Origin of the sequence: Martinezella paranaensis, from assembly GCF_014200235.1 — a bacterium.
Taxonomy (GTDB): domain Bacteria; phylum Pseudomonadota; class Alphaproteobacteria; order Rhizobiales; family Rhizobiaceae; genus Rhizobium; species Rhizobium paranaense.
The window spans coordinates 70,580-94,606 of the sequence record NZ_JACHBI010000008.1; the positions used below are offsets into that span (position 1 = coordinate 70,580).

The 24,027-nt window shown below is 59.1% G+C and carries 23 protein-coding genes; 8 read left to right on the forward strand and 15 right to left on the reverse strand.

The genetic code is table 11. The features are described from left to right. The 6 genes from GGD50_RS19765 (at nucleotide 1) to GGD50_RS19790 (ending at nucleotide 7,182) form a co-directional block, all read left to right on the forward strand. On the forward strand, nucleotides 1-1,152 hold the full coding sequence (locus GGD50_RS19765; RefSeq protein WP_183938726.1) for an ROK family transcriptional regulator: 1,152 nt from the start codon (nucleotides 1-3) through the stop codon (nucleotides 1,150-1,152). A gap of 899 nt (nucleotides 1,153-2,051) precedes the next feature. Beyond that, on the forward strand, nucleotides 2,052-3,389 hold the full coding sequence (locus tag GGD50_RS19770) for an acetyl-CoA hydrolase/transferase family protein (protein WP_183938727.1): 1,338 nt from the start codon (nucleotides 2,052-2,054) through the stop codon (nucleotides 3,387-3,389). Between the two features lie 177 nt (nucleotides 3,390-3,566). After that, complete coding sequence (locus GGD50_RS19775; RefSeq protein WP_183938728.1) at nucleotides 3,567-4,415, forward strand: PA3715 family protein; 849 nt, start codon at nucleotides 3,567-3,569, stop codon at nucleotides 4,413-4,415. A 181-nt stretch (nucleotides 4,416-4,596) separates the two neighbouring features. After that, entirely contained in the window at nucleotides 4,597-5,340 is a 744-nt protein-coding gene (locus tag GGD50_RS19780; RefSeq protein ID WP_183938729.1) for a CDP-diacylglycerol diphosphatase, read from the forward strand. A gap of 216 nt (nucleotides 5,341-5,556) precedes the next feature. Continuing rightward, nucleotides 5,557-6,429 (forward strand): undecaprenyl-diphosphate phosphatase, encoded by an 873-nt coding sequence (locus tag GGD50_RS19785; RefSeq protein WP_183938730.1) that lies wholly within the window; start codon nucleotides 5,557-5,559, stop codon nucleotides 6,427-6,429. 516 nt (nucleotides 6,430-6,945) lie between these two features. Next, nucleotides 6,946-7,182 carry a hypothetical protein gene (locus tag GGD50_RS19790; protein ID WP_183938731.1) on the forward strand — a complete coding sequence of 79 codons (237 nt, stop codon included), beginning with the start codon at nucleotides 6,946-6,948 and terminating at the stop codon, nucleotides 7,180-7,182. A 142-nt stretch (nucleotides 7,183-7,324) separates the two neighbouring features. Here the strand turns inward: GGD50_RS19790 and GGD50_RS19795 are convergent, their stop codons facing one another. Then, nucleotides 7,325-7,630 (reverse strand): hypothetical protein, encoded by a 306-nt coding sequence (locus GGD50_RS19795; protein ID WP_183938732.1) that lies wholly within the window; start codon nucleotides 7,628-7,630, stop codon nucleotides 7,325-7,327. A gap of 405 nt (nucleotides 7,631-8,035) precedes the next feature. Between GGD50_RS19795 and GGD50_RS19800 the strand changes: the two genes are divergently transcribed. Next, the gene (locus GGD50_RS19800) at nucleotides 8,036-8,374 is read left to right on the forward strand and encodes a carboxymuconolactone decarboxylase family protein (protein WP_183938733.1); all 339 of its coding nucleotides are present in this window, start codon (nucleotides 8,036-8,038) and stop codon (nucleotides 8,372-8,374) included. A 66-nt stretch (nucleotides 8,375-8,440) separates the two neighbouring features. Here the strand turns inward: GGD50_RS19800 and GGD50_RS19805 are convergent, their stop codons facing one another. The 7 genes from GGD50_RS19805 to GGD50_RS19835 form a co-directional block, all read right to left on the reverse strand. After that, on the reverse strand, nucleotides 8,441-8,989 hold the full coding sequence (locus GGD50_RS19805) for a DsbA family protein (RefSeq protein WP_183938734.1): 549 nt from the start codon (nucleotides 8,987-8,989) through the stop codon (nucleotides 8,441-8,443). Between the two features lie 109 nt (nucleotides 8,990-9,098). Then, nucleotides 9,099-9,890 (reverse strand): amino acid ABC transporter ATP-binding protein, encoded by a 792-nt coding sequence (locus tag GGD50_RS19810; RefSeq protein WP_183938735.1) that lies wholly within the window; start codon nucleotides 9,888-9,890, stop codon nucleotides 9,099-9,101. Between the two features lie 11 nt (nucleotides 9,891-9,901). Then, nucleotides 9,902-11,191 carry an amino acid ABC transporter permease gene (locus tag GGD50_RS19815; protein ID WP_183938736.1) on the reverse strand — a complete coding sequence of 430 codons (1,290 nt, stop codon included), beginning with the start codon at nucleotides 11,189-11,191 and terminating at the stop codon, nucleotides 9,902-9,904. Nucleotide 11,192: 1 nt separating this feature from the next. After that, nucleotides 11,193-12,446 (reverse strand): amino acid ABC transporter permease, encoded by a 1,254-nt coding sequence (locus GGD50_RS19820; RefSeq protein WP_183938737.1) that lies wholly within the window; start codon nucleotides 12,444-12,446, stop codon nucleotides 11,193-11,195. A gap of 115 nt (nucleotides 12,447-12,561) precedes the next feature. Beyond that, complete coding sequence (locus GGD50_RS19825; RefSeq protein ID WP_183938738.1) at nucleotides 12,562-13,578, reverse strand: amino acid ABC transporter substrate-binding protein; 1,017 nt, start codon at nucleotides 13,576-13,578, stop codon at nucleotides 12,562-12,564. A 111-nt stretch (nucleotides 13,579-13,689) separates the two neighbouring features. Beyond that, on the reverse strand, nucleotides 13,690-14,163 hold the full coding sequence (locus GGD50_RS19830) for a RidA family protein (protein WP_183938739.1): 474 nt from the start codon (nucleotides 14,161-14,163) through the stop codon (nucleotides 13,690-13,692). A 12-nt stretch (nucleotides 14,164-14,175) separates the two neighbouring features. Beyond that, nucleotides 14,176-15,414 (reverse strand): PatB family C-S lyase, encoded by a 1,239-nt coding sequence (locus GGD50_RS19835; RefSeq protein ID WP_183938740.1) that lies wholly within the window; start codon nucleotides 15,412-15,414, stop codon nucleotides 14,176-14,178. 119 nt (nucleotides 15,415-15,533) lie between these two features. On the opposite strand from GGD50_RS19835, the gene GGD50_RS19840 reads away from it, so the two are divergent. Beyond that, entirely contained in the window at nucleotides 15,534-16,433 is a 900-nt protein-coding gene (locus GGD50_RS19840; RefSeq protein ID WP_183938741.1) for a LysR family transcriptional regulator, read from the forward strand. A gap of 60 nt (nucleotides 16,434-16,493) precedes the next feature. Here the strand turns inward: GGD50_RS19840 and GGD50_RS19845 are convergent, their stop codons facing one another. The 7 genes from GGD50_RS19845 to gcvA form a co-directional block, all read right to left on the reverse strand. Then, nucleotides 16,494-17,336, reverse strand: coding sequence for a VOC family protein (locus GGD50_RS19845; protein ID WP_183938742.1), 843 nt, complete (start codon nucleotides 17,334-17,336; stop codon nucleotides 16,494-16,496). 14 nt (nucleotides 17,337-17,350) lie between these two features. Then, on the reverse strand, nucleotides 17,351-18,583 hold the full coding sequence (locus GGD50_RS19850; RefSeq protein WP_183938743.1) for an MFS transporter: 1,233 nt from the start codon (nucleotides 18,581-18,583) through the stop codon (nucleotides 17,351-17,353). An 11-nt stretch (nucleotides 18,584-18,594) separates the two neighbouring features. Beyond that, nucleotides 18,595-19,704, reverse strand: coding sequence for a flavin monoamine oxidase family protein (locus GGD50_RS19855; RefSeq protein ID WP_183938744.1), 1,110 nt, complete (start codon nucleotides 19,702-19,704; stop codon nucleotides 18,595-18,597). 203 nt (nucleotides 19,705-19,907) lie between these two features. Continuing rightward, nucleotides 19,908-20,588 carry a cupin domain-containing protein gene (locus tag GGD50_RS19860; RefSeq protein WP_183938745.1) on the reverse strand — a complete coding sequence of 227 codons (681 nt, stop codon included), beginning with the start codon at nucleotides 20,586-20,588 and terminating at the stop codon, nucleotides 19,908-19,910. Beyond that, nucleotides 20,575-21,615 (reverse strand): alcohol dehydrogenase, encoded by a 1,041-nt coding sequence (locus tag GGD50_RS19865; protein WP_183938746.1) that lies wholly within the window; start codon nucleotides 21,613-21,615, stop codon nucleotides 20,575-20,577. Before GGD50_RS19865 ends, GGD50_RS19860 begins: the two co-directional genes overlap by 14 nt. Before the next feature lie 23 nt (nucleotides 21,616-21,638). Beyond that, nucleotides 21,639-22,766 (reverse strand): flavin monoamine oxidase family protein, encoded by a 1,128-nt coding sequence (locus tag GGD50_RS19870; RefSeq protein WP_183938747.1) that lies wholly within the window; start codon nucleotides 22,764-22,766, stop codon nucleotides 21,639-21,641. 296 nt (nucleotides 22,767-23,062) lie between these two features. Next, nucleotides 23,063-23,986, reverse strand: a complete 924-nt coding sequence (gene gcvA, locus GGD50_RS19875; RefSeq protein WP_246451340.1) for a transcriptional regulator GcvA — start codon at nucleotides 23,984-23,986, stop codon at nucleotides 23,063-23,065. Nucleotides 23,987-24,027: the final 41 nt, after the last annotated feature.

The following is a 24,027-nucleotide window of genomic DNA, read 5'->3' on the forward strand; positions in this document are numbered from 1 at the left end:
ATGAAGTACGTTCCTCTAGACCATGTCGCCGCTCATTTTTTGCGGGATTCTCAACCTGCCCGAGTGGCGTCCCGCAATGAGCGAGACCTATTACGGCTGATCTGGAAATCCCCGGGGATCGAGCGCTCCGACCTGACCGAGCCGCTCGACCTTACGCAGCAATCGTTGCACAGGATCGTCGAGCGGCTTCGCGATCGAGGCATGATTGTTTTTTCTGCATCGGAAACCCGGCGCCCCGGACCGCCCAGCCCGGAACTCACGCTGTGCAGGGACTGGTGTTTGACGCTCGGCATCTCGGTGAATGTCGGTTCGATCGGCCTCTGCCTCATGGGTTTTGGTGAGCCTTTGGAAAACATGGAAATTCCGCAGGAGGGATCGTCGCTCGCCGCGGAGATGGAACGGATCGAAGCAGCCGTCGAAGAACTTCTTGCCCGCCGGGGCGCTCAGCGGCGCGACATTCTCGGCGTCGGTCTGGCCGTCGCCGGCCACCGCATGCTGGATACGGCCTTCAACTGCCCACTGCCGCTCGCTCATTGGTCATTGATCGATCTGGCGCCCGTGCTTGGAGAACAGCTCGGCCTACCGGTCTGGGCAGACAATGTGTCCAGAATCGCCGCCTTAGCGGAAGCGATTTTCGGTGTCGGCCGCGATTTCGCCGATTTCGCCTACATTGCCCATCTTCACGGATATGGCGGCGGCCTCGTTTCCGGAGGGATGCCGTTTCGCGGCAGTTTCGGCAATGCCGGCGAATATTCCGTTCTCTTCGGGCGTCAGGATTACGACGATCGCCCAGCTCTCAGTCAATTGCTTCAACATCTCCATGCCAACGGGCGCTCGGACTTGACGCTGAAGGACCTGAAAAACGAAGCCCTTGTGGATTGGGACGGCGTCGCGGAGTGGGTCGACCGCGTCGCGCCCGCGCATAATCGCGCCATCAATGCGATTTGTGCCGTCTTCGACCCGGCATTGATCGTCCTCGGCGGCGAGCTTCCGCATTCCCTGGCAAGAATGCTTATCGAACGAACCGAATTCAACAATCTGCCTCGCCATGGCGTATTGCGCGACGTCCCGAGCCTTGCCGTCGCGCAAGTAGCCGACGCCCCCGGCGCAATCGGCGCGGCTTTGATACCGCTATTTGAGACCGTTCTGTGATGATGCGGCCGGCTTCGTTGGACTAAGATGACCGGCGGGTGATCAGTGGCATCGTCTAGGTTACCATGCACCGACTCCAGTCTCGATGACGGGAGTCCCGCATTCCCGACCAAGGTTGTTCCGGAACTCCCGGCCGTCGCATGGGAGCCCCCGCTTCAGCACATGCAGTAGATCGCCCGTTGCCGGGTTAAACCAGTGCAAACCTCCTCGCGTCAAAAACGCGAGATTAATATCCACTGAGACATGTGCCGTTTCAGGCCGCGGCTGCGCAGAACCGCGGCATTAAAACCATGGAACAAGCGAAGTTTTTCGCCACGCGGTGGGTTGGCTTCAATGATGCGAGCGAAGGAGCACCATCGCCGGGCCGGCCAGAGCCGCGGCCGCGATCACCAGTGAAATCCCCACCTTCAGTGCCTTTATCCGGCGCGTCCTGACGCCGCTCCAATCATACGCCAAGTCATCCCCCCAAGTGCTGCTCCAGCGTAACTAGACCTAGCGGCCTCCTGCCGCACGGCAAGGGGATGAAAATAGCAATCCCCTAAAGAACTGTAGCCGAATGAAGAGGCCCTGCCTCGTGGCAGTGAGGCAGGGCCAAGGCACCGTTTACGGCTCATGCTGCGCGAACAATCTACCGGGTGGGCGTTTGGTTCGCGCAGGGTTTGCTACCACCGCAAGATGAGGTCAAACTGAAGGCACGTTGCGGCAATCAGTATCCGCGCTGGATGTTGTGCAGGAGTCGCTATCCGGGCATGATCGTTGCGTCCGCGCCGATGAAGGAATTTGTCCCGATTGAGCGACGCCCGACGAAAACACCGGCAACGGTCATAAACGCTGGTGAGGATGTAAACATAGAAATGGATGCTGATTTGTTCTGAAAATAGTACCGGGAGGAGGGCCCAATGACGACTATCCATCAGATGCAGTACCGCGAACGGCTGCGATCCGCAAAGGAGGCGGTCGCTCTGATCCCAACGGGCGCGAAGGTCGCGATGCCGATAGCGGCCGGTCAGCCACCCGCCATTCTTGCAGCACTTGCCGAACGGGCGCGGGCGGGAGCCGTCGAGAATGTGCGGCTCCACTATCTTCTTTGTACTGGCGTTGCGGGAACCAGCGTCTTCGATTTCGACCTATGCCACCGGATCATTCCGATAAGTTATTTTCATGGAGGCGTAGAGCGTGCGCTCGACAAGAGGCGATCGGCGGAAGCATTGCCGGCCATCGACCTTGTGCCCTGCCATTTTAGCCAGGTGCCGCGCTCGCTGGTCGAGCATGTCGGGGTCGATACGTTGATTGCAACGGTCGCGCCGATGGATGCGGATGGCAATTTCAGCCTCGGCGCCAGTACCGACTATGCGCTCACAGTATCGCGCAAGCCAGGAATTCGGCTGATCCTCGAAGTCAACGCCAAGATGCCCTACGTGCGGGGCGATTGCATGATCCCCGTATCGAGCGTGACGGCGCTGGTCGAAAATGACGTCAGCCTGCCAATCCTGCCGGCTGCTCCGAGTAATGATGTCGACGATGCCATCGGTGCGATCGTTGCAGGCCTGGTTGAAGACGGCGATTGCCTGCAAATGGGTATCGGCGCCTTGCCGGATGCGGTGTGCTCGCGGCTTTCGCACCATCGCAACCTGGGTATCCATACGGAAATGATGACGGTCGGCCTCGCCAATCTGGTCAAGGCAGGCGTGGTCGACAATAGCCGCAAGCAGACGCATGTCGGGCGGTCGATCTTCACTTTCGCGCTGGGAGATCAATCGCTTTACGACTTCCTGGACAACAATCCGGAAATTGAAGCCCATCCGGTCGACTATGTGAACAACCCCTTTGTCATTTCCCAGAACGACCGGGCGGTGTCGGTCAACGCGACGCTGCAGATCGATTTGAACGGGGCGTGCAATTCTGAATTCATGAACGGCAGGCAGTTCAGCGCATCCGGCGGCCAGGTCGATTTCGTGCGTGGCGCCTATGCTTCGCGGGGAGGGCGGTCGATCATCGCCTGTCATTCCACAGCGGCAAAGGGCACGCTCTCGCGCATCGTTCCGGCGCTGACCGGGCCGGTGACCACATCCCGCAACGACACCCATATCGTCGTCACGGAATATGGATGGACGAACCTCAAGGGCAAGTCTGTGGCCGAGCGAGCAAAAGCGCTGATTGCGCTGGCACACCCGGATTTTCGCGACGAATTAGACCGGGCAGCCCATGGGACAGGGCTTTATGCTGACACTGCTTGAATTCACGAACTTCACATAGCCAGCGTCGAGATGAGGAGGCCGTCGGCGCCTCTGTCATCACTGAGCAGTTCGAGGCAGCTATATTTTATTGTAAGTAGAGGCTTACGACATATCGAAAGCGCAATGATATGGTTCCAAGCTGCGCATTGACTATTGCTTTGATTATTGAGGATTTAGATGAAGCATTTTTTGAACCTCCTGGCATCCCTTCTAGGGCTGTTTGCGGTGACCGGGTTCGGCATTGTTATCAGCGCTCCGATCGCCTTTGCCGGTCAGAACGATTGTGCCGGCCGTGCCGCCGACATCATCCGCCAGGCCTATCCCACGGCGACAGCCGGTTCCGATGGTACCTTTGTGTTTGAAGATGCGACTATCACGCTGCCAGCGCCTGATAGCGTTCGCGATGATCCGCATGCCGTGATCTGTCGGATCTGGCCAGCGCAGCCGGAGCTGATGCTGGTCGCCGTGGCGCTGATGACAGAGCTGTCCGATACTGAAAACGAAGGGGATATAGAACTGCTGATGGTCGACAGTACCAGCCTCAAGGTGAAGCAGCGATTGCGTCTTGAAGGGTTGGTTTCAGACGACGCCGTTCGGGTCACAAGCGTCGCCTTTGATACGGCACGCTATCAACTTGCTCCGGGAAAAATGGCTTTCGGACTGCGTATTGCGCTGGAAGGCAGTTCGCGTCCCAATCCTTTCGGTGAAACGACGTTGTGGCTCTTCGCAATCGATAATGATCGGCTGAAGACAGTTCTCGACAACATCGCGATCGGCAGGAGCGAGGGAGAATGGGATACCATGTGCGCAGGGGAGTTTCATGAAACCATCCGCACGCTCTCGATGGAATCGTCAGCAAATACTGCGGTTTCAGACATCCTTGTGAGCGAAAAAGTCACGACAACCGTCAACAAGGCCGGCAAGGCCGATGAGTGCAACACCGATGAGAAGGTCACGACCGGTAAACGCCGAGTGCTGTACGAGGGGTCGCAGTATAACGTTCCCAAGGATCTCAAGCGGTTTTGACGCGCGTGCCACTTCGGCGTTCGTGCCGGACGAACTTGTTCCGACAGACTGAAGGAAAATCTTCGCCGAATTCTTGACGTCGGTGGTTCTTCCGCGTCTATCACAAGGGATTTAAGGTAGGTATCAAGAGGGCCAAGTTTTCGAAAATGATTGAATCACCAGCAAGAATTCGAAATTGCGCATGAAGCACCATCCTGCCGTTCTTTTTATCTCTCTCGCTATTGCAGTCATCGTCATGAGTTCATTCGCCAGCCGCTCTGCTTTGGGGCTGGTCGTTAAAGCCTGCGAGATCAACTCTACCCTGACGGGATCGCCGTATCCGTGCCTCAAAGTCGTTGAGGCGCAGGATCCGTTGTCTTCCTTCGCCCTTCTTCGCGAGCCGACTGACAAAGAGCGAACCATCTTTGCGCCGTTAGCCGACGTGCCCGGCATCGAAGATCCCCGCCTTCTGGCGGCGGGAGCGCCGAACTATTTTGAGGCAGCGTTGAGAGAGCAATCAGCCGCAATCGGCCTGCGCGCAGGGAAGGTTTCGCCGCAGGAATTTGCGCTGGCGATAAACGCCGCCAGTTGGCGCACACAAGACCGGCTTCATATCCACATGGGGTGCGAGACGCCTCGCTTTCGCGCTCTGCTGAAGACGCATGCGGGAGAGATTGGAAGCAGCCGGTTTACAAACTTGAGGACCGACGCCGGCTGGTGGGCAACATTCTATGCGGCCGATGACTTATCAAATTTGAACCCGTTGAAGGCTGTTGCAGACGGTGTTGCTGGAGCCCGCTCAAATATGAAGAACGTGGTCGTTGGCGTCTTCGGCTCCACATTGCCGGATGGGCAGCATGGCTTCTATATTCTGGCGAGAATAATCGGAGCCAACAAATCCCGCGGGTCCGCGGAGGATATGATCGATCCCAAGTGCCAACTCTAGGGTCGCTCCTCTTGGCATTGCCGTAGGGTTTGCGATCACGGCCATAGGCACCGTCCTTTCTGGCGTGTATATGACGTCCGGTTCGCGCCTGCCTGCGTCATAGTGTTCGTCTCGCCGCATCCGGCTTGACACTTCGGCGACTGCACAGGACAAGAATGCGGCCTGTGCACATGCGGCATTGGCTCGATATGGCAAATCGAACCTGGATGCTGAGACATGGCCGATACTTGTACGCAAGGCATAGACACGGGTTTTGTCGCGCTGGGCTACACCAAAACGGCGATATTGGGCGTCGTGCAGGGCCTTACGGAGCTGCTTCCCATCTCGTCCACAGCCCATATGCGCCTTGTCCCGGCGCTTCTTGGCTGGGAGGATCCAGGATCGGCGTTCTCGGCGGCCATGCAGTTGGCTGCCCTGGCCGCGATCGTGTCCTATTTTTGGAGCGATGTGCGATATGTGGCGTTCGGTTCTGTTGCCGCGGTCAGGCAAGGGAATTGGTCGTCGCCTGCATTGCGCCTCGCGTTCGGCATCGTCGTGGCCACGGTACCAATCGTCATCGCCGGCGTTCTGTTGTCCTCGTCTTTGAATGCGTGCGGCACACCCATCAGGCATCTGTGGGTTATCGGAGTCTCCTGCCTCGTCATGGCGATCCTTCTCGCTTTGGCTGAGCTTTATTGCCGGCACCGGCGAGACGTGAGCAGCATGAGCATCGTCGATGCCCTGATCGTCGGTCTCGCCCAGGTCGGAGCGCTTTTTCCCGGTGTTTCGAGGTCCGGATCGACTCTGACTGCCGCTCTGTTTCTTGACTTCAAGCGAGACGAGGCTGCACGCTTCTCGTTCCTGCTCGGACTGCCGGCCATTACCTTGGCTGGACTGAAGGAACTGTTCGAGCTTTACCGGGCGCATCTTTCTCTTCACGCTTGGTCGATCCTTGCCGTCGGTCTGATCGTCGGCAGCCTCTCCTCCTTTGCGACGATCTGGGGCCTCATGCGCTTCCTGGAACGTTTCTCCACCTGGCCGTTCGTGATCTATCGCGCCCTTCTGGGCATCGTCATCCTGGCGGGCGTATTCTATGCCGGCTGGGTATAGTTCAGGATGGATGGGTGCAGTCACATGTGTGGTGTGACCTGACAAAATCGCAGGTTTGCTAAAATGCGAACGATGTTTTTCTGAGTAAATTTGGCGGCATCGGAGCTATAGCTGCGACGACCGACAGCTAGTCGGCGATCGTTGGAAGTGCATCGCCGGGAGCGGCGGCGAGCAGGACGCCCCCCGCCACGAAAAGATGTTGCACCACTTATCCTCCAGGACAATCGATCGAACGCGCTGCCGCATCGCAAACACCGACAAGCAGACCCGGACTTTTCCACAGTCGGTCGGATACGCCCGAAAAAAAGAATCTATTCCGATTCGCTTAGGGGGAAGAAGCGCTCAGCCTCGTTTCATGGAGCTGATCTAATACCGGGATGGCGCCGTGATCGGGATTTTCCACGGGAGCGCCTGCTGGATCCGCTATAGGCGGGCGCCGCAGGTCTCGAAGAGAGAACGAACGCGATGCAATTAAAATTACGAAAACATGATTTTACTCGGTTTAGGAAGGTTTGAATGCTGCGCATGATTGGAGCGTTCATTAGAAAGAATTTGCCGCTCGCGATGGCTGGTCTGCTCACCGTTCTCGCGATCATCATTTATAATATGGGCGAGTTGCTTGAGAAGTATCATCACAAGCTGATGGAGAACATCCATTACGCGCTCGCAGCCATCGTCCTCTTTGGCATATTCTACATCATTGCCATGCTTGTCCGCGCGGTTTGGACCGCCAGTCAGGACGATGACCCGTGAACCGAAGCTGCAGTCGCCAAGGGCAAGCGGATGTTCGCGGTCGTTGCCGGCCTCTCAGCCATGCCCACAGTTATGTGGGGTAGCTCAACTGGATCTTGCCGCCGCCGCGTGTCGAACTTTCACAACATGGCGGCGCGAGTTCTTAAATCCCTGATCCGTCGAGCTGCTGGGTGTCGTCGCCTTCCCAGGGGGAGGGCATCGAGGTGCGATTAAGATTGGCCGAGGGCATCGGCATCCAACACTTCAATTCCGGCTCGGCATATTCGATGATGTGGCCAGGCGAGGAATCGGAAGCGCGCCAGCTTTCTGCACCAAACTGATCGCCATTCGACCAATAGGCGAGGTCAACTTCTGCCGGCCCCTGTTCGGACGGGCGTATCGTCACGAGGATCCGACTGCCGTCTTTCGGTGCGCTTGCCATATGGCGCCAGCGGTCTGGCTCGTCCATCGTTTTTCCTCCTGACTTGCTTCAGTTTGGAAGTGTCGCCTCGCCATCGAAAACGGTCAACTCAAACTTTGCGCAACCTATCCCCTATCCTACAGATGCTGGAGGATTGTTTGTGGAAAGGAGCAAGCTGTCTTAGAGCAGTTGCGCGCCACGATACCGTTGTCTTATGGCGAGGCTGTCTCACTTGCACTCTCGGCCCTCGCCAGCCCTTTCGGGCGCCACATCGGCACAGTCGAATGCCATCGCAACATATGACAGAACCTCATGATTGCGTGAGAATAAACCATTTTTGCTCATGAATATTTTCCGTTACAACTTGTGTTGTGAGACGCTAGAAGGCTGTTTTTCCTACATGATCTGGCTTTGGCGCTCCTCACATGGATCAGCGGTTACGGAGGACTTCGAATGCTTGAATGGGCAAAATACCGGCAGAAATTATCATCGCGCGTGGGCGAATTAGGGCGGCTGTCGCCGGCTACGCTTGACGGCGTGCGCACGCTCGGCGGCGCGGGCCAGCAGACCGGCCATTTGGACGCCAAGACTCGCGAATTGATCGCGCTTGCGGTTGCAGTCACGACCCGCTGCGACGGCTGTATTGCCAGCCACACGGCAGAAGCAGCCAAGGTTGGAGCGACGCGCGAAGAGATTGCCGAGGCGCTTGGCGTCGCAATTGCCCTCAACGCGGGCGCAGCATTGGTATATTCGTCTCGTGTTCTGGACGCCTTTGACACGGTCGTAGGCTGATCGGATGATGCCCGCTTGGCGGAGAAATACACCTTCGTTCTTCCCGTCAAGCGCGGCGCCATGCACCTACTTATTCGCCAGCGCATCCGTGATTGCGTTTCGCATTTCCTCCAGACTCGGAGCGCCAGTTATTCTTTTTCCATTGATGAAGAATGTCGGCGTCCCTTCGACCTTGAAATCGTTCCTTGCCTGCTCGCTGAGCTTCGTCAATCCATTCAGCTCGGATTGAGCCGATAGCGCGGCATCGAACTTGGCACGATCGATCCCGGCAGAGCGTGCGATTTCCCGCAACGTCTGCTCAGGACTGGGCGAGTTCACGATTTCATCTTGGCGCTCATAAAACGCATCCAGAACTTGCTGTGTTTGGGATTCGGCCTGCGCGTCAGCAAGCATGAAGATGACAAGATCGACATTGTTGCGCAGCAGTGGTCGAAACAGGATCCTGACCTTTCCGCTGCGGACAAACTCCGCTTCTATTTTCGGCGCGACCTCCCTTCGATAGAGGGCACAATGGGGGCAGGTCGGAGATGAATATTCAATCACGGTGACGGGAGCCGAAGCTGAACCTAACGGGCGATCCGCGCGCCCGAGCGGTTGCAGCAGGTCAGCAGCCATTGAGATCATCGGCAAGAAAACAATCCAGATGACGAACTGCGCGGCCGCGAGGCGAGCAAGCTTCGAAGGAACGGTAAAGATAGCGGATACCTCTTATCTGCACCGAAGGTCAGTGACCCAGGATCTGGCCCAGGAATGTCCGGGTGCGTTCCGATTGCGGCGCGCTGAAGAAGGCCTTCGGTTCGTTTTGCTCAACGATCTGGCCCTGGTCCATGAAGATCACCCGGTCGGCAACCGCTTGAGCAAAGCCCATTTCGTGGGTGACGCAGAGCATCGTCATGCCTTCTTGGGCAAGGGCGATCATCGTATCGAGGACTTCCTTGATCATCTCGGGATCGAGCGCCGAGGTTGGCTCGTCGAACAGCATGATGCGCGGCTTCATGCAGAGCGCCCGCGCGATCGCCACGCGCTGCTGCTGACCGCCCGAGAGCTGGCCCGGATACTTGTGTGCCTGATCCGGTATTCTGACCTTCTCAAGGAAATGCATGGCAAGGTCTCTTGCTTGCTTTTCCGGCACCTTGCGGACCCAGACCGGCGCGAGTGTGCAGTTTTGCAGAATGGTCAGGTGCGGAAAGAGATTGAAGTGCTGGAACACCATTCCGACCTCGCGGCGCACTTCCTCAATCCTCTTCAGATTGTTGGTGAGTTCGATGCCATCGACGACGATCGTGCCGGACTGGTGCTCTTCAAGCCTGTTGATACAGCGGATCATGGTTGATTTACCCGAGCCGGATGGCCCGCAAATGACGATCCGTTCGCCACGCCGTACCTTGAGGTCGATATCGCGCAATGCGTGGTACTCGCCATACCATTTGTTCATGGCGGTGATCTCGACAGCGATGTCTTGAAGTCCAGGCCGGTCGTCCTGCGAATGCGCTTGTTTTGTCATCGTGTTGCTCATGCACACTCCTCCTAACGATGGTCGGTCTTCAGCCGGCGCTCGAGATACATCGAGTAGCGCGACATGCTGAAGCAGAAGACGAAAAACACGGCGCCGATGAAGATGAAGAGTTCCCAGTAGATGCCCTGCCAGTTGGTATCGGCCCGGATTGAATTGGAAAGTGCGATCGGGTCCAGCAGTCCAATGAACACGACGAGCGTCGTGTCCTTGAACAGGCCGATGAAGGAATTCACGATGCCGGGAATTGAGATCTTCAGGGCTTGCGGCAGGATGACCAACCGCTGCGCTTTCCAGTAGTCGAGCCCCAGAGCTTCCGCAGCCTCATACTGACCCCGTGGCAGGGCAGCCAGACCGCCACGAATGACTTCGGCCATATATGCGCTGGCAAACAGCGTCACCATGATGACCACGCGCAGAATGAGATCGAAGTTCGTTCCGGGTGGAAGGAAGTAGTTGAGCAGAAGCGAGGCCGTGAAGAGCAGCGTAATCAGCGGCACACCGCGAATAAACTCGATGAAGGTGACGCTGAGGAGATGGATAAGCGGCAAGCTCGAACGACGGCCGAGCGCGAGCAAAATCCCGAGCGGCAGCGACAAAGCGATCCCTGTTACGCCGATGATGATCGAAAGGAGGAATCCTCCAACCTCACGCGAGGCGATAGGGTCAAGTGCGATCGCGAATATCTCGTTTGCGAGGGTCGAGAAAGGCTGGACGGCGTAAATCCACCAAAGCGCAGCGCCGAGAATGGCGGTAGCGACCGCAAGCCCCTGGTTGAGGCGCATAGTCACCGAAAAGAGCCCGGCAGCAACCACGAAGCCGCAATAGGCGGCAGCCGGAAACCAGAGGCTTCCGCCCCAGATCAGCCAAAAGGTAAGGCCGGGATAGATGGCGCTGAACCAGAGCGCGCGTTGCGGCACGGTGCGAAACAAGATCGGCGCCAAGGCTGCGAACAGCAAGGTGAATGCCAAAACCGGCCGCCAATACAGGTGCGACGGATAGAAGCCAAACAAGAGCTGCGGCCAACGATCTCGGATGACTCCCCAGCATGCGCCGGGCCTGCCATCGAGGATCTGGCGACATTCGGCAAGCGAATTTGCCCGCCAGATCGAGTTTCCGAGCCAGGGCGCAATCGCCATTGCACTCCATGCGACTGCGACCAGGGACCCCACCGTCAGAAATGTGCTGAGCCAACCGTTGAAGAGATTGTTTTTGGCCCATCTCATGACGCTAGCCTGGCCGACCGGGCGCGACGAGGGAGTGACCATGTCTTGGCGCACCCAGGAGACGTTATGCATGTTCATCTTAACGCTCCTTCAGCCTGACGCGACTGTTGTAGATGTTCATGACGGCGGAGATCGTGAGGCTGATGGCGACATAGATCAGCATCATCAGCAGCATGCCTTCCAGTTCGCGGCCGGTCTGGTTGATGGTGATGCCGCCGAGGGTGGAGCGCAGGTCCATGTAGCCGACTGCGAGCCCAAGCGAGGTATTCTTGGTGATGTTGAGGTATTGCGAGATCAGTGGAGGGACGATGATCCGCAAGGCTTGCGGCAAAATAACCAAACGCATTGTGCGGGCCGAGGAGAGACCAAGCGCATGGGCGGCTTCCGACTGCCCGCGGGAAATGGCTAGAATCCCGGAGCGAACGTTTTCCGCAATGAAGGCGCCGGTGTAGACACTGAGCCCGATCCACAACGCAATGAACGCGTTTCGCAGTTGCAGACCACCGACAAAGTTCAGGCCCTTCAGGACTGGACAGTCCAGATGAAAGCCGAGCGCCCAAAGCAGAACAACGCTCGGCACCACAAAAACGCACAGGCTTTTCCAACAGGTCACAGGGCGCTGGCCGGTAGCATTTTGGACCCGATTTGCGTGCTTCACCAATGCCCGATGAGCAAGAAGCGAAAGCGCGAGCACGGCCAGGACTGCCGCATAGTTGAGGTCGAATGATCCCAAAGCGCCGGGGGCTTGGCCAAGGCTTCGCGAGAAGTCCGGCACTGGCACATAGATGCCGCGATTGGTGACGGCAATACTGTCCCAGAACATCATGGAGGCTGCCGGGTTTTCGCCCCGAAATGCATTCGGTGTTGGCATGGCCTCCGACATGACGGCAGCGACGACGATGATCCAGAGCAGAGCCGGGATGTTACGGAAACTTTCGACGTATACCGTCATCAGTCGGGCAACGATCCAGTTGTGTGAAAGCCTGAGAACGCCGGCCAGCACACCGAGAACGGTGGCCGTCGCGCAGGCCATCGCGGCAACTATCAGCGTATTGAGCAATCCGACCAGTGCCGCGCGGGCATGGGTGCTTGTGCTCGAATAGTCGATGGCGTGAGGCGCGATGTCATAACCGGCCGTGCTCCACAGGAAGCCGAATGAGAAGTCTTTCCCGAGCGCCGCGAGATTGCGGATCGTGTTGTCGATAAGCCAAGCTGTTGCGAGAATAAGCAAGCAGAATGTGATGACTTGGATTGTCCGCGCCCGATAGCGAGCGTCATTGACGAGCATGCTCAGGTGAAAGGGTTCGCGCGGAGAGCTGCTATTCATTGCCATGTGGAATCTCCCTGAAGGTTCGCTGCGCGACCTTCGGCACAGAAGCGAGTGCCGCAGGGGCAAACGAGTACCGGAAAGGAAAGCGCGCGGGACCAGCCCGCGCGAGACAGCGTTCTTAGCGGAGCGGCAGGCCGTACATCAGTCCACCGTTGGTCCAAAGCGCGTTAAGGCCTCGGGAAAGCCCGATCGGCGTCTTGTCGCCCAGATTTCTCGCGAACATTTCTCCGTAATTGCCTTCGGCTGCGATTGCGCGCTTTGCCCATTCTGCATCCAGCCCCAGCATCTCCCCGAGTTTGTCTTCCTTGCCAAGGAGGCGGTTGACGTCGGGATTGTCGGTGCCGGCGGAAAGCTTCTCGACGTTTTCAGCGGTGACACCGAGTTCTTCAGCAGAAACCAGTGCGTTGAGGGTCCAGCGAGCAACGTCCGCCCACTGGTCATCGCCCTGGCGCACCAGAGGCCCGAGCGGTTCTTTCGAAATGACTTCCGGAAGGATGATGTAATCTCCCGGGTTCTTGAAGCTCGACCGAGTGGAAGCGAGGTCCGATCCGTCTGATGTGATGACGTCACAGCCGCCAGCGAGATATTTCTGCTGCACGTCCGCATTGTTCTCGACTGGAACCGGTTCGTATTTCATGTTGTTTTTCCGGAAATACTCCGCAAGATTGAGCTCCGTGGTGGTGCCGGTCTGAATGCAGACAGTCGCGCCGTCGAGACCCTTTGCGCTGCTGATGCCAAGTGATTTCGGCACCATGAAAGCCTGGCCGTCATAGTAGTTCACGCCAGCGAAGGTGAACTTGAGGTCCACATCGCGGGAGAATGTCCATGTCGTGGTCCGCGACAGGATGTCGATTTCACCGGAGGCAAGTGCCGTGAAGCGTGTTTGTCCCGTCGTCGGAATAAAATTCACCGCCTTGGGATCCTTCAGCACCGCTGCAGCAACTGCCCGGCAATAGTCTACGTCCATACCGTGCCAGGTGCCGGAGGCATCGGGCGCCGAAAAGCCGGCCTGGCCGCCGGTCACGCCACAGTTCAGCTTGCCGCGGGCTTGTACGTCGGCCATCGTTCCTGCTGAAGCGATGCCGGCCATCAGCGTTGCCGCCGCGATCGTGGCTATTGCAATCGTCATTTTCATAATCATTCTCCCGGTTGGTGATCCGGCGGCGATGGCTATTGCCGTTTTTCTCGCCGAGCGGATCGATTGAGTTCCCGAATAAAGTTCACCGTTGGTCGATACCGACGATCCTCATGGTTCTTGAGTGATCTCGAGGATGGCTTCGATTTCGACTGGTGCGTTCATTGGCAGGGCTGCAACGCCGACCGCTGAGCGCGCATGCTTGCCCTTCTCGCCGAAAGCGCCGACCAACAGGTCGGAGGCTCCATTGGCGACGAGGTGTTGTTCGGTGAAATCCGCAGTTGAGGCCACGAAGACCGTGATCTTCACGATCTTTGCAATTCTCTCGAGGCTGCCAAGATTGGCTTCTGCCTGCGCAAGAATGTTCAAGGCACACTGCCTGGCAGCGAGCGCCCCTGCGGCGACGTCGAGATCCCGTCCAAGCAGGCCGGTAGCGATCAATTTGCCATCGGCGAGCGGTAGCTGGCCGGATGTCAGAACGAGACTTCCGCTTGCCATGACCGGAAGATAGTTGGCCACGGACTTCGCCGCTGCGGGCAGCTCGAGATTGAGTTCCACGAGCCGTTGTCTAATGGTTTGTGACATTGGTTCCTCCGCTCAAATCTCTGCGACGGCAGAGGTGATGCGGCGGATGGCTTCGTCGACGGTGGAGCGCGGGCAGCCGAGGTTGACGCGCATGAAGCCGTGCCCCTCAATGCCAAACTTCTGTCCCTTGTCGAGCCAAACGCGGGCCTTGGTCAGCATGAACTTGTCGAGAGCCGCCGCGTCCATTCCCAAGCCCCGGCAATCCATCCACGTGAGATAAAGAGAGTCTGTCGAAAGTACCTTCAGGCGCGGATCGGCTTGATTGATCGCCTTGGCAAAATGCGCGTGATTTGACCGCAGATAGACGAGCATCTCTTCGAGCCACGGTTCGCCATGTGCATAGGCCGCTTCTGCCGCGACCATCCCGAGAACGTTGACCAGCTCGAAGACGTTGCGTTCATACTGGCGGTGCAGTTCATCCCGCAGCCGCCTGTTCGGGATGAAGACATTCGCGCTTTGCAGGCCAGGCAGGTTGAAGGTCTTACTGGGCGCGGTGCAGGTGATGCTGTTTTGAGCAAACTTTTCGCCGAGCGAAGCGAACGGGATGTGCTTCCTAGCCGGATTGAGGATCACGTCCTCGTGAATTTCGTCGGAAATGACCAGCACGCCGTTGCGGGCGCAGATCTCGCCCATGGTCCGCAGTTCGTCCTCGGACCAGACATTGCCGGTCGGATTGTGCGGGTGGCTGAGGATGAAGATCTTCGTATTGGGACGGATCGCCGCCTCAAAGGTTTTCGCGTTGAAGCGGTAGCCATCGCCGGTAAATTCCAGCGGCGCGTAAGCGAGGTGGCGACCATTCAACAGGACGTCGTTGTGAAAATGCGCATAGACCGGCGGCTGGATCAGGATGGTGTCGCCGGGGGCTGAAAAAGCCTGTACTGCCGTCTTGAGCGTCGTGATGATACCCGAAGTCTGCAGGATCCATTCCTTGGCGATGTCCCAGCCGAAGCGCCGCTGCTGCCATCCAACAACGGCATCAATGTAAGATGCGGTCGCGCCGCCGGGATAACCGAACACACCATGGTCGGCGGCGTCATGAAGTGCATCGATGACGGTTTGCGGGGCTTTGAAGTCGGTATCGGCGACCCACATGGGCAGCGGGTCGGCCGCTGCCTCGTCCGGCGCCAGCAATTTGCTGGCGTAGGCCCACTTCATCGAATTGCTGTTCTTGCGGTCTATGACTTCGTCGAAGATCGACCGTGCGGCTTTTTCGTTTGCGTCAGGTTGAGGTGCGGTTGCCAGCTTCGCCACGGCAGTATTCCTTTTGTCGATCGGACGCCTTGATGGCGCTCGGTTGACGAAAAGCTTATTCGCAATGCATTATGAGCGGAAATGGTATGTTTTCATCTACCCATGAGCGAGCATCATAGATGATAGATCGACAGCATTTGGCGATCCTGCGGGAAGTCAGCCGGCGTGGCAGCGTCACCGCGGCCGCGGAGAAATTAAACGTGACGCAGTCGGCTCTTAGCCATACGGTCGCGAAGTTCGAAGAGCGGCACGGTATCAAGATCTGGATGAAAACCGGTCGAGGCCTGCGGTTGACGCAGACAGGAGAGTATCTACTCAGCGTCGCCGAGCGGGTCTTGCCGCAGATGGAGCACGCGGAGCGGGTGCTGAATGACTTCGCGGTCGGTCGGCGAGGAGCGCTGCGCATTGGCATGGAATGCCATCCCTGCCAACGCTGGCTGTCGCGCATTGCCATACCTTATCTGACACGCTGGCCTGACGTCGATTTCGATGTTCGCACTGCCTTCCGTTTCGACGGTGTCGAAGCGCTTCTCGGCTACGAGATCGACCTGCTCATCACGCCGGATCCCGTTGAGGCGCCGGACCTTATATTCACGCCGGTCTTCGATTACGAGCTTGTCCTGATGGTGCACGAGACGCATCCTCTCGCTAGCCAGCCGTGTGTGCAGCCTCAGGATCTGATCGACGAGGAACTGATCACCGTGCCGGTCACTTTGGAACGCCTGGACATCTACACGCAGTTTCTCGTTCCCGCGCATTGCCGGCCGCGTCAGCATCGCACTGCCGAAACCATCGATCTCATGCTGCAGCTCGTCTGCGCGGGCAGGGGAGTGACCGTGCTTCCGGATTGGCTGCTCAATGAGGATGCTGCCGGCCTGCCGATCCGGGCACTGCGCCTGGGCTCTTCCGGCATTCGGAAGAGCATCAATCTTGGCGTGCGCCGCGGCGAGGAGACGACCTCATACATTGACGGCTTCTTGAAGCTCGCAAGTGAGATGGGGCGCTCTCCCGCGCCCTGATTGCGGAATCCGGCGACGTGATGGGACTTTGGCATAAGCCCGATCGATTGCACCTGGCCGTTAGCTGGCGGGAACGAAAGTGATGGCCGCACCGAAGGCGTTCTCGGCTGCAACGACGATGCGGTCCTCGACCGTGGAGAAAGAGATGCCGGCCGCTGAGAGCAGATCCTGCTGTCGCGCAAAATTTTTAACGGCGACGGTGTAGCCGGCGAAGCGGTTTTCACCCGACGTTTTCGCTACCTTGAAAACTCCGCCCTCTGCCAGCGGGAATACCATGCTTTCAGATTGATCCCGCCTCGCGGAAACTCCGGTAAAATCCGTCAGGAAGCCGGTGTGTTCCGCTGGGTTTCTGGCCGCCAGCGTAACCGCCGCGATATTCGTCGCGCCGTTCGGATGCCGCTGGAATTCCGGGTTCCAGAAGTTCTCCGGGACATGCTGCTGGCAGACGAAGAAGGACGCGTTCGGGATATCGAGGTCCATGGCGAAAGCCAGCGAAAACGCGACATGCACTTCGCTACCATCAGGACGCTGGCCCTTGCGCTCGAAAAAGAACGGCTCGAAAGAACCGATGCCTTTTTCCGCAAAGGTCTGGGCGTCAGCCTTCGCATTCGCGCTGTCGAGCACGAACATCGCAAAGCCTTCGCGCTCCTGCAGATAATCGCGCACGAAGGCGCCGAAGCTGAAGCGTCCCGGCCCGTGCGGCGGTATCACCCCCAAGTTGTTGCGAAGCGTAATCAGCTCAATGAAGGACGAGCCGAATTGCACGAGCCGGTTCTCCGTCCCCCAGGGATGCCTGTTGCGAGCTCCGACCTTGAAGCCGAGGCGCGTATAGAACTCAGCGGCCGCTTCAAGATCGTGGACCGCCAGGACAATGTGGTCGATACGCCGTTTTGAGGTAGCCATGAGATGCCTTCCGTTCAGTTGGATTTCGGCAAGCGGGCTGCCCGCCAGACGAGCGGAACAAGGATGAAGGCTACGGTCGGCAGCACCAGCCAGTTGACCGTCGTCCAGCCGGATGTATGCAACAGCGATCCGGCAAAGAACGAGGCGCAGGCGACAGTGCCGAAAACCACGAAATCGTTGGCGCCCTGCGCCTTGCCGCGTTCGGATGGCGTGTGGCAGTCGGCGACCATGGCGGTCGCGCCGATGAAACCGAAATTCCAGCCAAGGCCGAGCAGGATCAGCGCGCCCCAGAAATGCGCAATGTTCATGCCGCCGAGCGCAACGAGCGCCGAGGCTCCGATCAGCAGCAGGCCGACGGCTGCGACACGCTCCTTGCCGAAGCGCGCCATCAAGCGGCCTGTGATGAAGCTCGGTCCGAACATGGCAAGGACATGCCACTGGATACCAAGGGCGGCTGAGCCGACCGAGTGGCCGTGTCCGACCATCGCGAGCGGTGCGGCGGTCATGATGAAGGTCATCAGCCCATAGGAGACGACGCCGGTCGCAACCGCGAGCAGGTAGCGGGGGGAGGCGAGAATTTGAAAAAGGGGTCGGCCGTCTGTTGTCTTGGCCGGCCCCGATCCGACGCTTTGCGGGCGCCGCAGGGCGAGGAGGATCGGGATCGCCAGCATGGCCAGCGCGGCCTGACTTAGGAAACTGCCGGCAAAGGTATGTCCAGGAAGCGCGTCGCGGGTCCAGATGACCAATTGCGGGCCGATAACGGCCGCGACGAGTCCTCCGATCATTACCCGGGAAATGGCTCTATCGCGCTCGGCACCAATCAAGCCGTCCGTGGCGGCAAATCGATAGCTTTGCACATAAGCCGAATAAAGTCCGGCCATGAAGGTGCCAATGCAAAAGACGACGAAGCTCGCCTGGATGATACCGAGCGTTGCGATCAGGCCCGCCGTCATGCCGGTTGTGGCACCCAGGAGATAGCCGGCTCGGCGGCCGAACCGCCGCATGATGACGGCGGCCGGCAACGTCCCCAGAGCCAGGCCGAGATTGAGCATGCTGACCGGCAAGGTGGCAGCGGCTGGATCGGTCGCTAATTGTTGGCCGACGAGGCCGCCGAGCGAGATAATGATCGGCGAGCTGGCACCGCCGAGCGACTGTGCTGCCGTCAGGACCCTGACGTTTCGCGAGACGGTCTTTTGTTGTTCCGACGCAGATATGCTGTCGTGGAATGTCTTCTCGACGATCCCCATGCGCAGTCCTTTCAGTCTTTGTTCGTCGCGAATTTCTGGATGAGGTCGGCGACCGCGGCTGCCGAGGCTTCCACAGCGCCTGCGAGATAGCCGGCTTCGATCGGGCTCACCTCGCTGCCGGCGAGGGTTAGCCGCTCCTTCCAGGGTCCTGTCACCCAGCCACCCTCCGGCGCATGCGGATGGCCGGTCGAGAACCAGTCGGCGGATGTGGCCGTCAGCGGGTCGGCGGCCCAGTCCTTGTAGAGTGTTGCGCGCGGATGGGCGGCTTGCTCGCCGAAGAGACGGGCAAACTGCTGAATGCAAGCTTCGGTCAGCGACCTTTCTCCGGCCGCTTTACGCTGTTCAGCGCCCATCCCGACGAAGCCGAAGAGTGCCGCCCTGCCGGAGGATGTCGTTGCATCGTGAATTTCCGCGAGAGGTCCGACCATGCTTTGCGCCGTGCCGGAAAAACCCGCCTCCCGCCAGAAGGCGCGATCATAAATCGCGAAGAACTTCGCATGCGGCGCCATCCAGGTCGACGTTTCATTCCAGAGCTGTACGGTCGCGGGCGCCAGTGGCGGTTCAAACCCTACTGTCGCATCGAGAATGCGTGGCGGCAGTGCCGCAATGACGCGCCGAGCCTGTACTCTCTCCTCTTGTCCGTCTGCCAACCGCACGAACAATTCAACGCCATCTTCGGTGAGACGCATCCCGGTGACCTCAGCCCCGCACCGAAGCCGCCCCTCGGGCAGGCTTCCCGCGATTGCCCGGACCAAGGCCGCGGACCCTCCGACGAGCCTAAAGGCTTCGGGTTCCTGAGTGAGGCCCGGGTAGCGCTTCGGCGCCTCCCGCGACATGCGCTCGAAAACGACATCGCCGTCATCGTTCTGGGCAAAAGTTGGAAGGTCGAGTTCAGCGACCAGATTGGCGATGGCTGGCTGCATGCGCGGCCAGAACCAGGATGGACCGAGGTCAAAGCCATCGGCGTGCGGCTGACCTTTCTCGTTCACCGTCTGAATTCGGCCTCCAAACGTCGCCCGCGCCTCAAACAGCAGGAAATTAATCCTGGCGGCTTGCAGTAGCCGCGCCGTATTCAGTCCCGCCAGACCGCCACCAATAATCGCAACATTTATCTTCATCATTGTCTCGTCCAAGGGGAGTGGGATAGGGAGCCAGCCGGTTCGCGGCGCTGAAGAGGCGATCGCGGCTTGGAACCGGGCTCTGGATCAGATCGTGAGCGCCTTATCATGAGCTGACGCAAACTAGAAATGGCGTTGCATCATGGATCGATGAGCAGCGCTCATAATGATTTGAGAACTCCGGCCGGGAGCCCGCTCCCTTCCAGTCAACTCGGCATCGGTAGCACATCCACATGCTGAAGCGGCGCATCCTTGATCCATATCTCCGCACCTTCGGACCCTACCAAGCCTTCGAACGGCTTGCCTTGCGGCAAGCGAATCCAGCTCTGGGGCTCGAGCTTTTCGCCCGACACCGTCAGAGTGCCGGTGACAACGAGAATCTCAAGGCCGCGCTGATTTTCCACCGTGATAGTTGCGGCGGGTTGCCAGCGCTCGATCGAAACACGTTCCTCGCCGTCATCGAACAGCACGCGCGCGGCGTCAGACCCCGGGCGCAGCGGTCCCGCTCCACCTTCGCCAGGTTGGCGAACGATCTGCGCATCGTCGCCCTCGCGATACTGCCAGAGACGCACAAAGATCGTGCATCCCTCTTTCGAAGCGGGCGTATGCGAAGTGCCGGGCGGATTGCGGAAGTAACTCCCCGCCGGATAGTCGCCATGCTCATCCTGGAATGTGCCTTCGAGGACGAGAATTTCCTCGCCGCCGCTATGGACATGGCTGGGGAAGGTGCTTTCCGGCGCGTAGCGCACGATCGAGGTGGCGCGTGCGACTTCGCCGCCGACGCGATAGAGCATCCGGCGATCGACGCCCGCCTGAGGGCTTTGGGTCCACGCGAGTTTGGCCGAATGAACGATCAGCGGTTTCGTCAGATCATCATTGATGCGCATTGGATTGATCTCCCATCGTCAGGACTATTCGGAAGTTTGCGTCGCCGGATCTCATCTTTTGCACGGCTTCCTGGGCACGCTCCAGCGGCATGGTTTCGATCCTCGGCCGAACCCCGCTTAGGACGCTGAAGTCCAACGTCTTCTCGTTTTCGAACGGGGAGCCGGTCATCGAGCCGATCACGCCGCGTTCAGCCCCCACCAGATAGCCGGTCGACACCGGCAGCGGATCCTTGCCGACACCGAGCACGATCAGCCGACCTTCCGGCGAAAGTGCGGGCATCAACGCGTTGACAGCGACCGGATTGCCGGTGGTGGTCAGAATAGCCTTAGCCCCGCCCATCGCGTTGAGCTCACCGGCGGGGTTCTCCTTGTTCGTGTCGATATAGCGATGCGCTCCGAGCGCGAGCGCATCGGCGGCGATGTCCTCACCACGGCCGACCGCCACCACCCGAAATCCCATTCTGCGGGCATATTGGAGCGCCATATGGCCGAGCCCGCCAATGCCGAGAATGGCGACGGTATCGCCTGCTTCGGCGCCTGATTTCTTCAAGGCATTGAACGTGGCGATGCCGGCGCAGAGGATCGGTGCGGCCTCCTCGGGCGAGAGTTCGTCGGGAATGGAAACGAGGCCGGTCGCGCGCGCGATCATCATCTCGGCATAGCCGCCGTCGCATGAGGATCCGAGAACAGGCTGGTTGCGGCAGAGATTGAAACGGCCGCGCCGGCATTCGCTGCATTCGTTGCAATGGCCGCCGAGACGGCCGACGCCCACACGTTGCCCGATCTTCCAGATTGAAGGCGTATTCGGGCCGAGGGCAAGGATGCGGCCGACCACCTCATGGCCAGGGACGCGCGCTGGCTGCAACGCCGGATCCGCCTTGTCGATGTCGCTGGCATCCGCGCCACAGATGCCGCAGGCTTCGACAGCGATCAGCACTTCACCCGCGTTTGGCACGGGCGTCGGCCGTTCCACCAGTTCGAGACCGGCCGACGTTGTGACCTGCATTGCGCGATAGGTCGAATTCATGGTGTTCTCCTGTTTCGTCTCTCTCAAGTGCCCGAGGTTTCCGGCCGTTTCCGGCTTTCAATCAATTTCTTGGCCGCCTGCTCACCGGCGGCGACCGCGCCAGCCAGATAGCCGGGGTCATGAACTGCCGTTTCACTGCCGGCGAGCGTCATCCAGTTGCTCCATTCGGGCCCCACCCATTTCCGTTTGCCACCTGTGGGATGACCTGACGCCGCCAGGTCCGACGTAGTGGCCGTGAGCGGATCGGCGGCCCAATCCTTGTAAAGCGTTGCGGCAGGCTTTAGCGCCTCCGGACCGAACAACCGGCCGAGTTGATTGACCGAAGCCGCAATGATGGCGTCGCGGCCAGCCTCTCTTCTCACGTTCGCGGGAACGCCGAGGAAACCGAAAAGCGCGGCCTTGCCCGAGGCCGTGGTGGCGTCATGGATTTCAACGAGCGGTCCGACCATGCTTTGCGCCGCGCCCGAGAGCCCTGCGGCACGCCAGAAGGGCTTTTCGTAAAGGGCGAAGAACTTCGCATGCGGCGCCATCCAAGTCGGCGTAGCATGCCAGAGCTTGCGGAATGCCTCATCCGGCGCCGGTTCGAATTCGATCGTCTGTGCCAATAAACGCGGCGGCAGCGCAAAGATAACATGTGCGGCCTCGATCACCTCGGCCGAACCATGCAAGACATGGACCTGAAGCCCGGCGCCGCTGTCCGTTCGCACGATCCTGGTCACCCTCGTTCCGAGCCGGATACGGTCCTTGGGCAAGCGATCAGCCAGTGCGGAAATGATGGCTCCGCTGCCGCCAACCAATCGCATTGACTGTGGTTCTTGCCGGAGCGTCCGGTAGTGTTCGGGCGCAGATCCGGGTGATCGCTCGAACGCCATTGCACCATCGGCATGTTGAGGAAAGAACGCGAGCCCAAGCTCTTGCGCAAAGCGAGCGATCTCGGGATGCATGTCTGGCCAGAACCAGGAGGGGCCAAGGTCAAATCCATCGATCGAAGGTTCATCATCGGCACCGACCGACAGAATACGCCCGCCGAGACGTTCCCGAGCGTCGACAAGAGCAAAGTCGAACCCGGCGCGATGAAGGCGATAGGCTGCCGTCAGGCCCGCAAGCCCGCCGCCGACAATCAATATGGTCTTAGAAAAAGTAGGGGTCATTGTCGCTAGCCACGGCGTGGATGTGGATCTCCGACGCGGTACCAATCACGACGTCGTCATGGAATATTGCGCTCTCGAAGCAGGCCACGGTCATTCTCTCTGGTGTCGTTTTCGCTAGGTGATGCGCCGATGTATCAGCGGCTCATCCCCGACGTGCGCATCCGGTATGTCGGCACGCGTCACCGTTTTTGAGTGCCCTGTGCGGTACGATTTGACAAACGAGAGTTTCTTGGCCGCGACAAAGAAAATCTTTGCCGACACGGCTCACTGATTTCAGCGAGCAGCTTGAGATTGGATTAAGTCTGGTAGGCTGCCGCTTCCTCGACGAGCCAATCGCGAAACGTCCTTAGTTTCGGAAGCGACGAATATTCCGGCCGGTAGACCACATAATAGGCGAGCTTCGAAGGCACTAGAACTTCGGAAAACAGCCGCTGCAGCCGACCCGCTGCCAGATCGTCGCGTGCGAGGATACTTCGAGCCAGAGCCACGCCGCGCCCTTCGATGGCGGCCTGGAGCACCGCTCCCGAATTGTCGATCCTCATGCCCCTTTGTGCTTGCCCTTCCCGTACACCGGCTGCCCGCAGCCACATATCCCAGGTGACGAAACCAATTGCCGGATCGACGGAGAGGTCGTGGATGAGGGTGGTCCGAGCCAAATCTCCTGGTTCGGCAAAACCGGTCGCATCGGGGAAAGAGGGCGAACAGACCGGAAAAATTTCCTCTTCCATAAGTTTTTCTGCGACGAGGCCGGGCCAGGTTCCGTCTCCATATCGCACGCCGATATCGATGCCGTGGGCCTTGTAATCGACAAGCTTCAAGCTCGTCTCGAGCCGGATGTCCGTCTCCGGGCATCTCATCTGGAAGCGATCGATGCGCGGCAGCAGCCATTTGGCGGCAAAGGCGGGGCTAACCGCCACGTTGAGAATACCGCCGGTCGAGAACTCGCGAAGCCGATCCAGTCCCATGCCGAGACGATCCAGCCCGGCGCGGATGTCGGGCAGTGCGCGCTCCGCGTTTTCGGTCGGAGTGAGCCTGGTTTTTCCGGTTGCGCTGCGATGAAACAGCGGCATGCCCAGCCATTCTTCAAGTCCACGCACCATCTGCCCTACCGCAGCGGCGGTGACATTGAGCTCTTCGGCCGCGCCGGAAAAGCTCCCATGGCGCTCGCTCGCTTCGAACGCTCGCAGCGCATTCAGATAGACCGGTGATTTCCTGTTCAACGTTTTCCTCTTGGTCTGGATGTGAACTCGAAAGCGAGCAA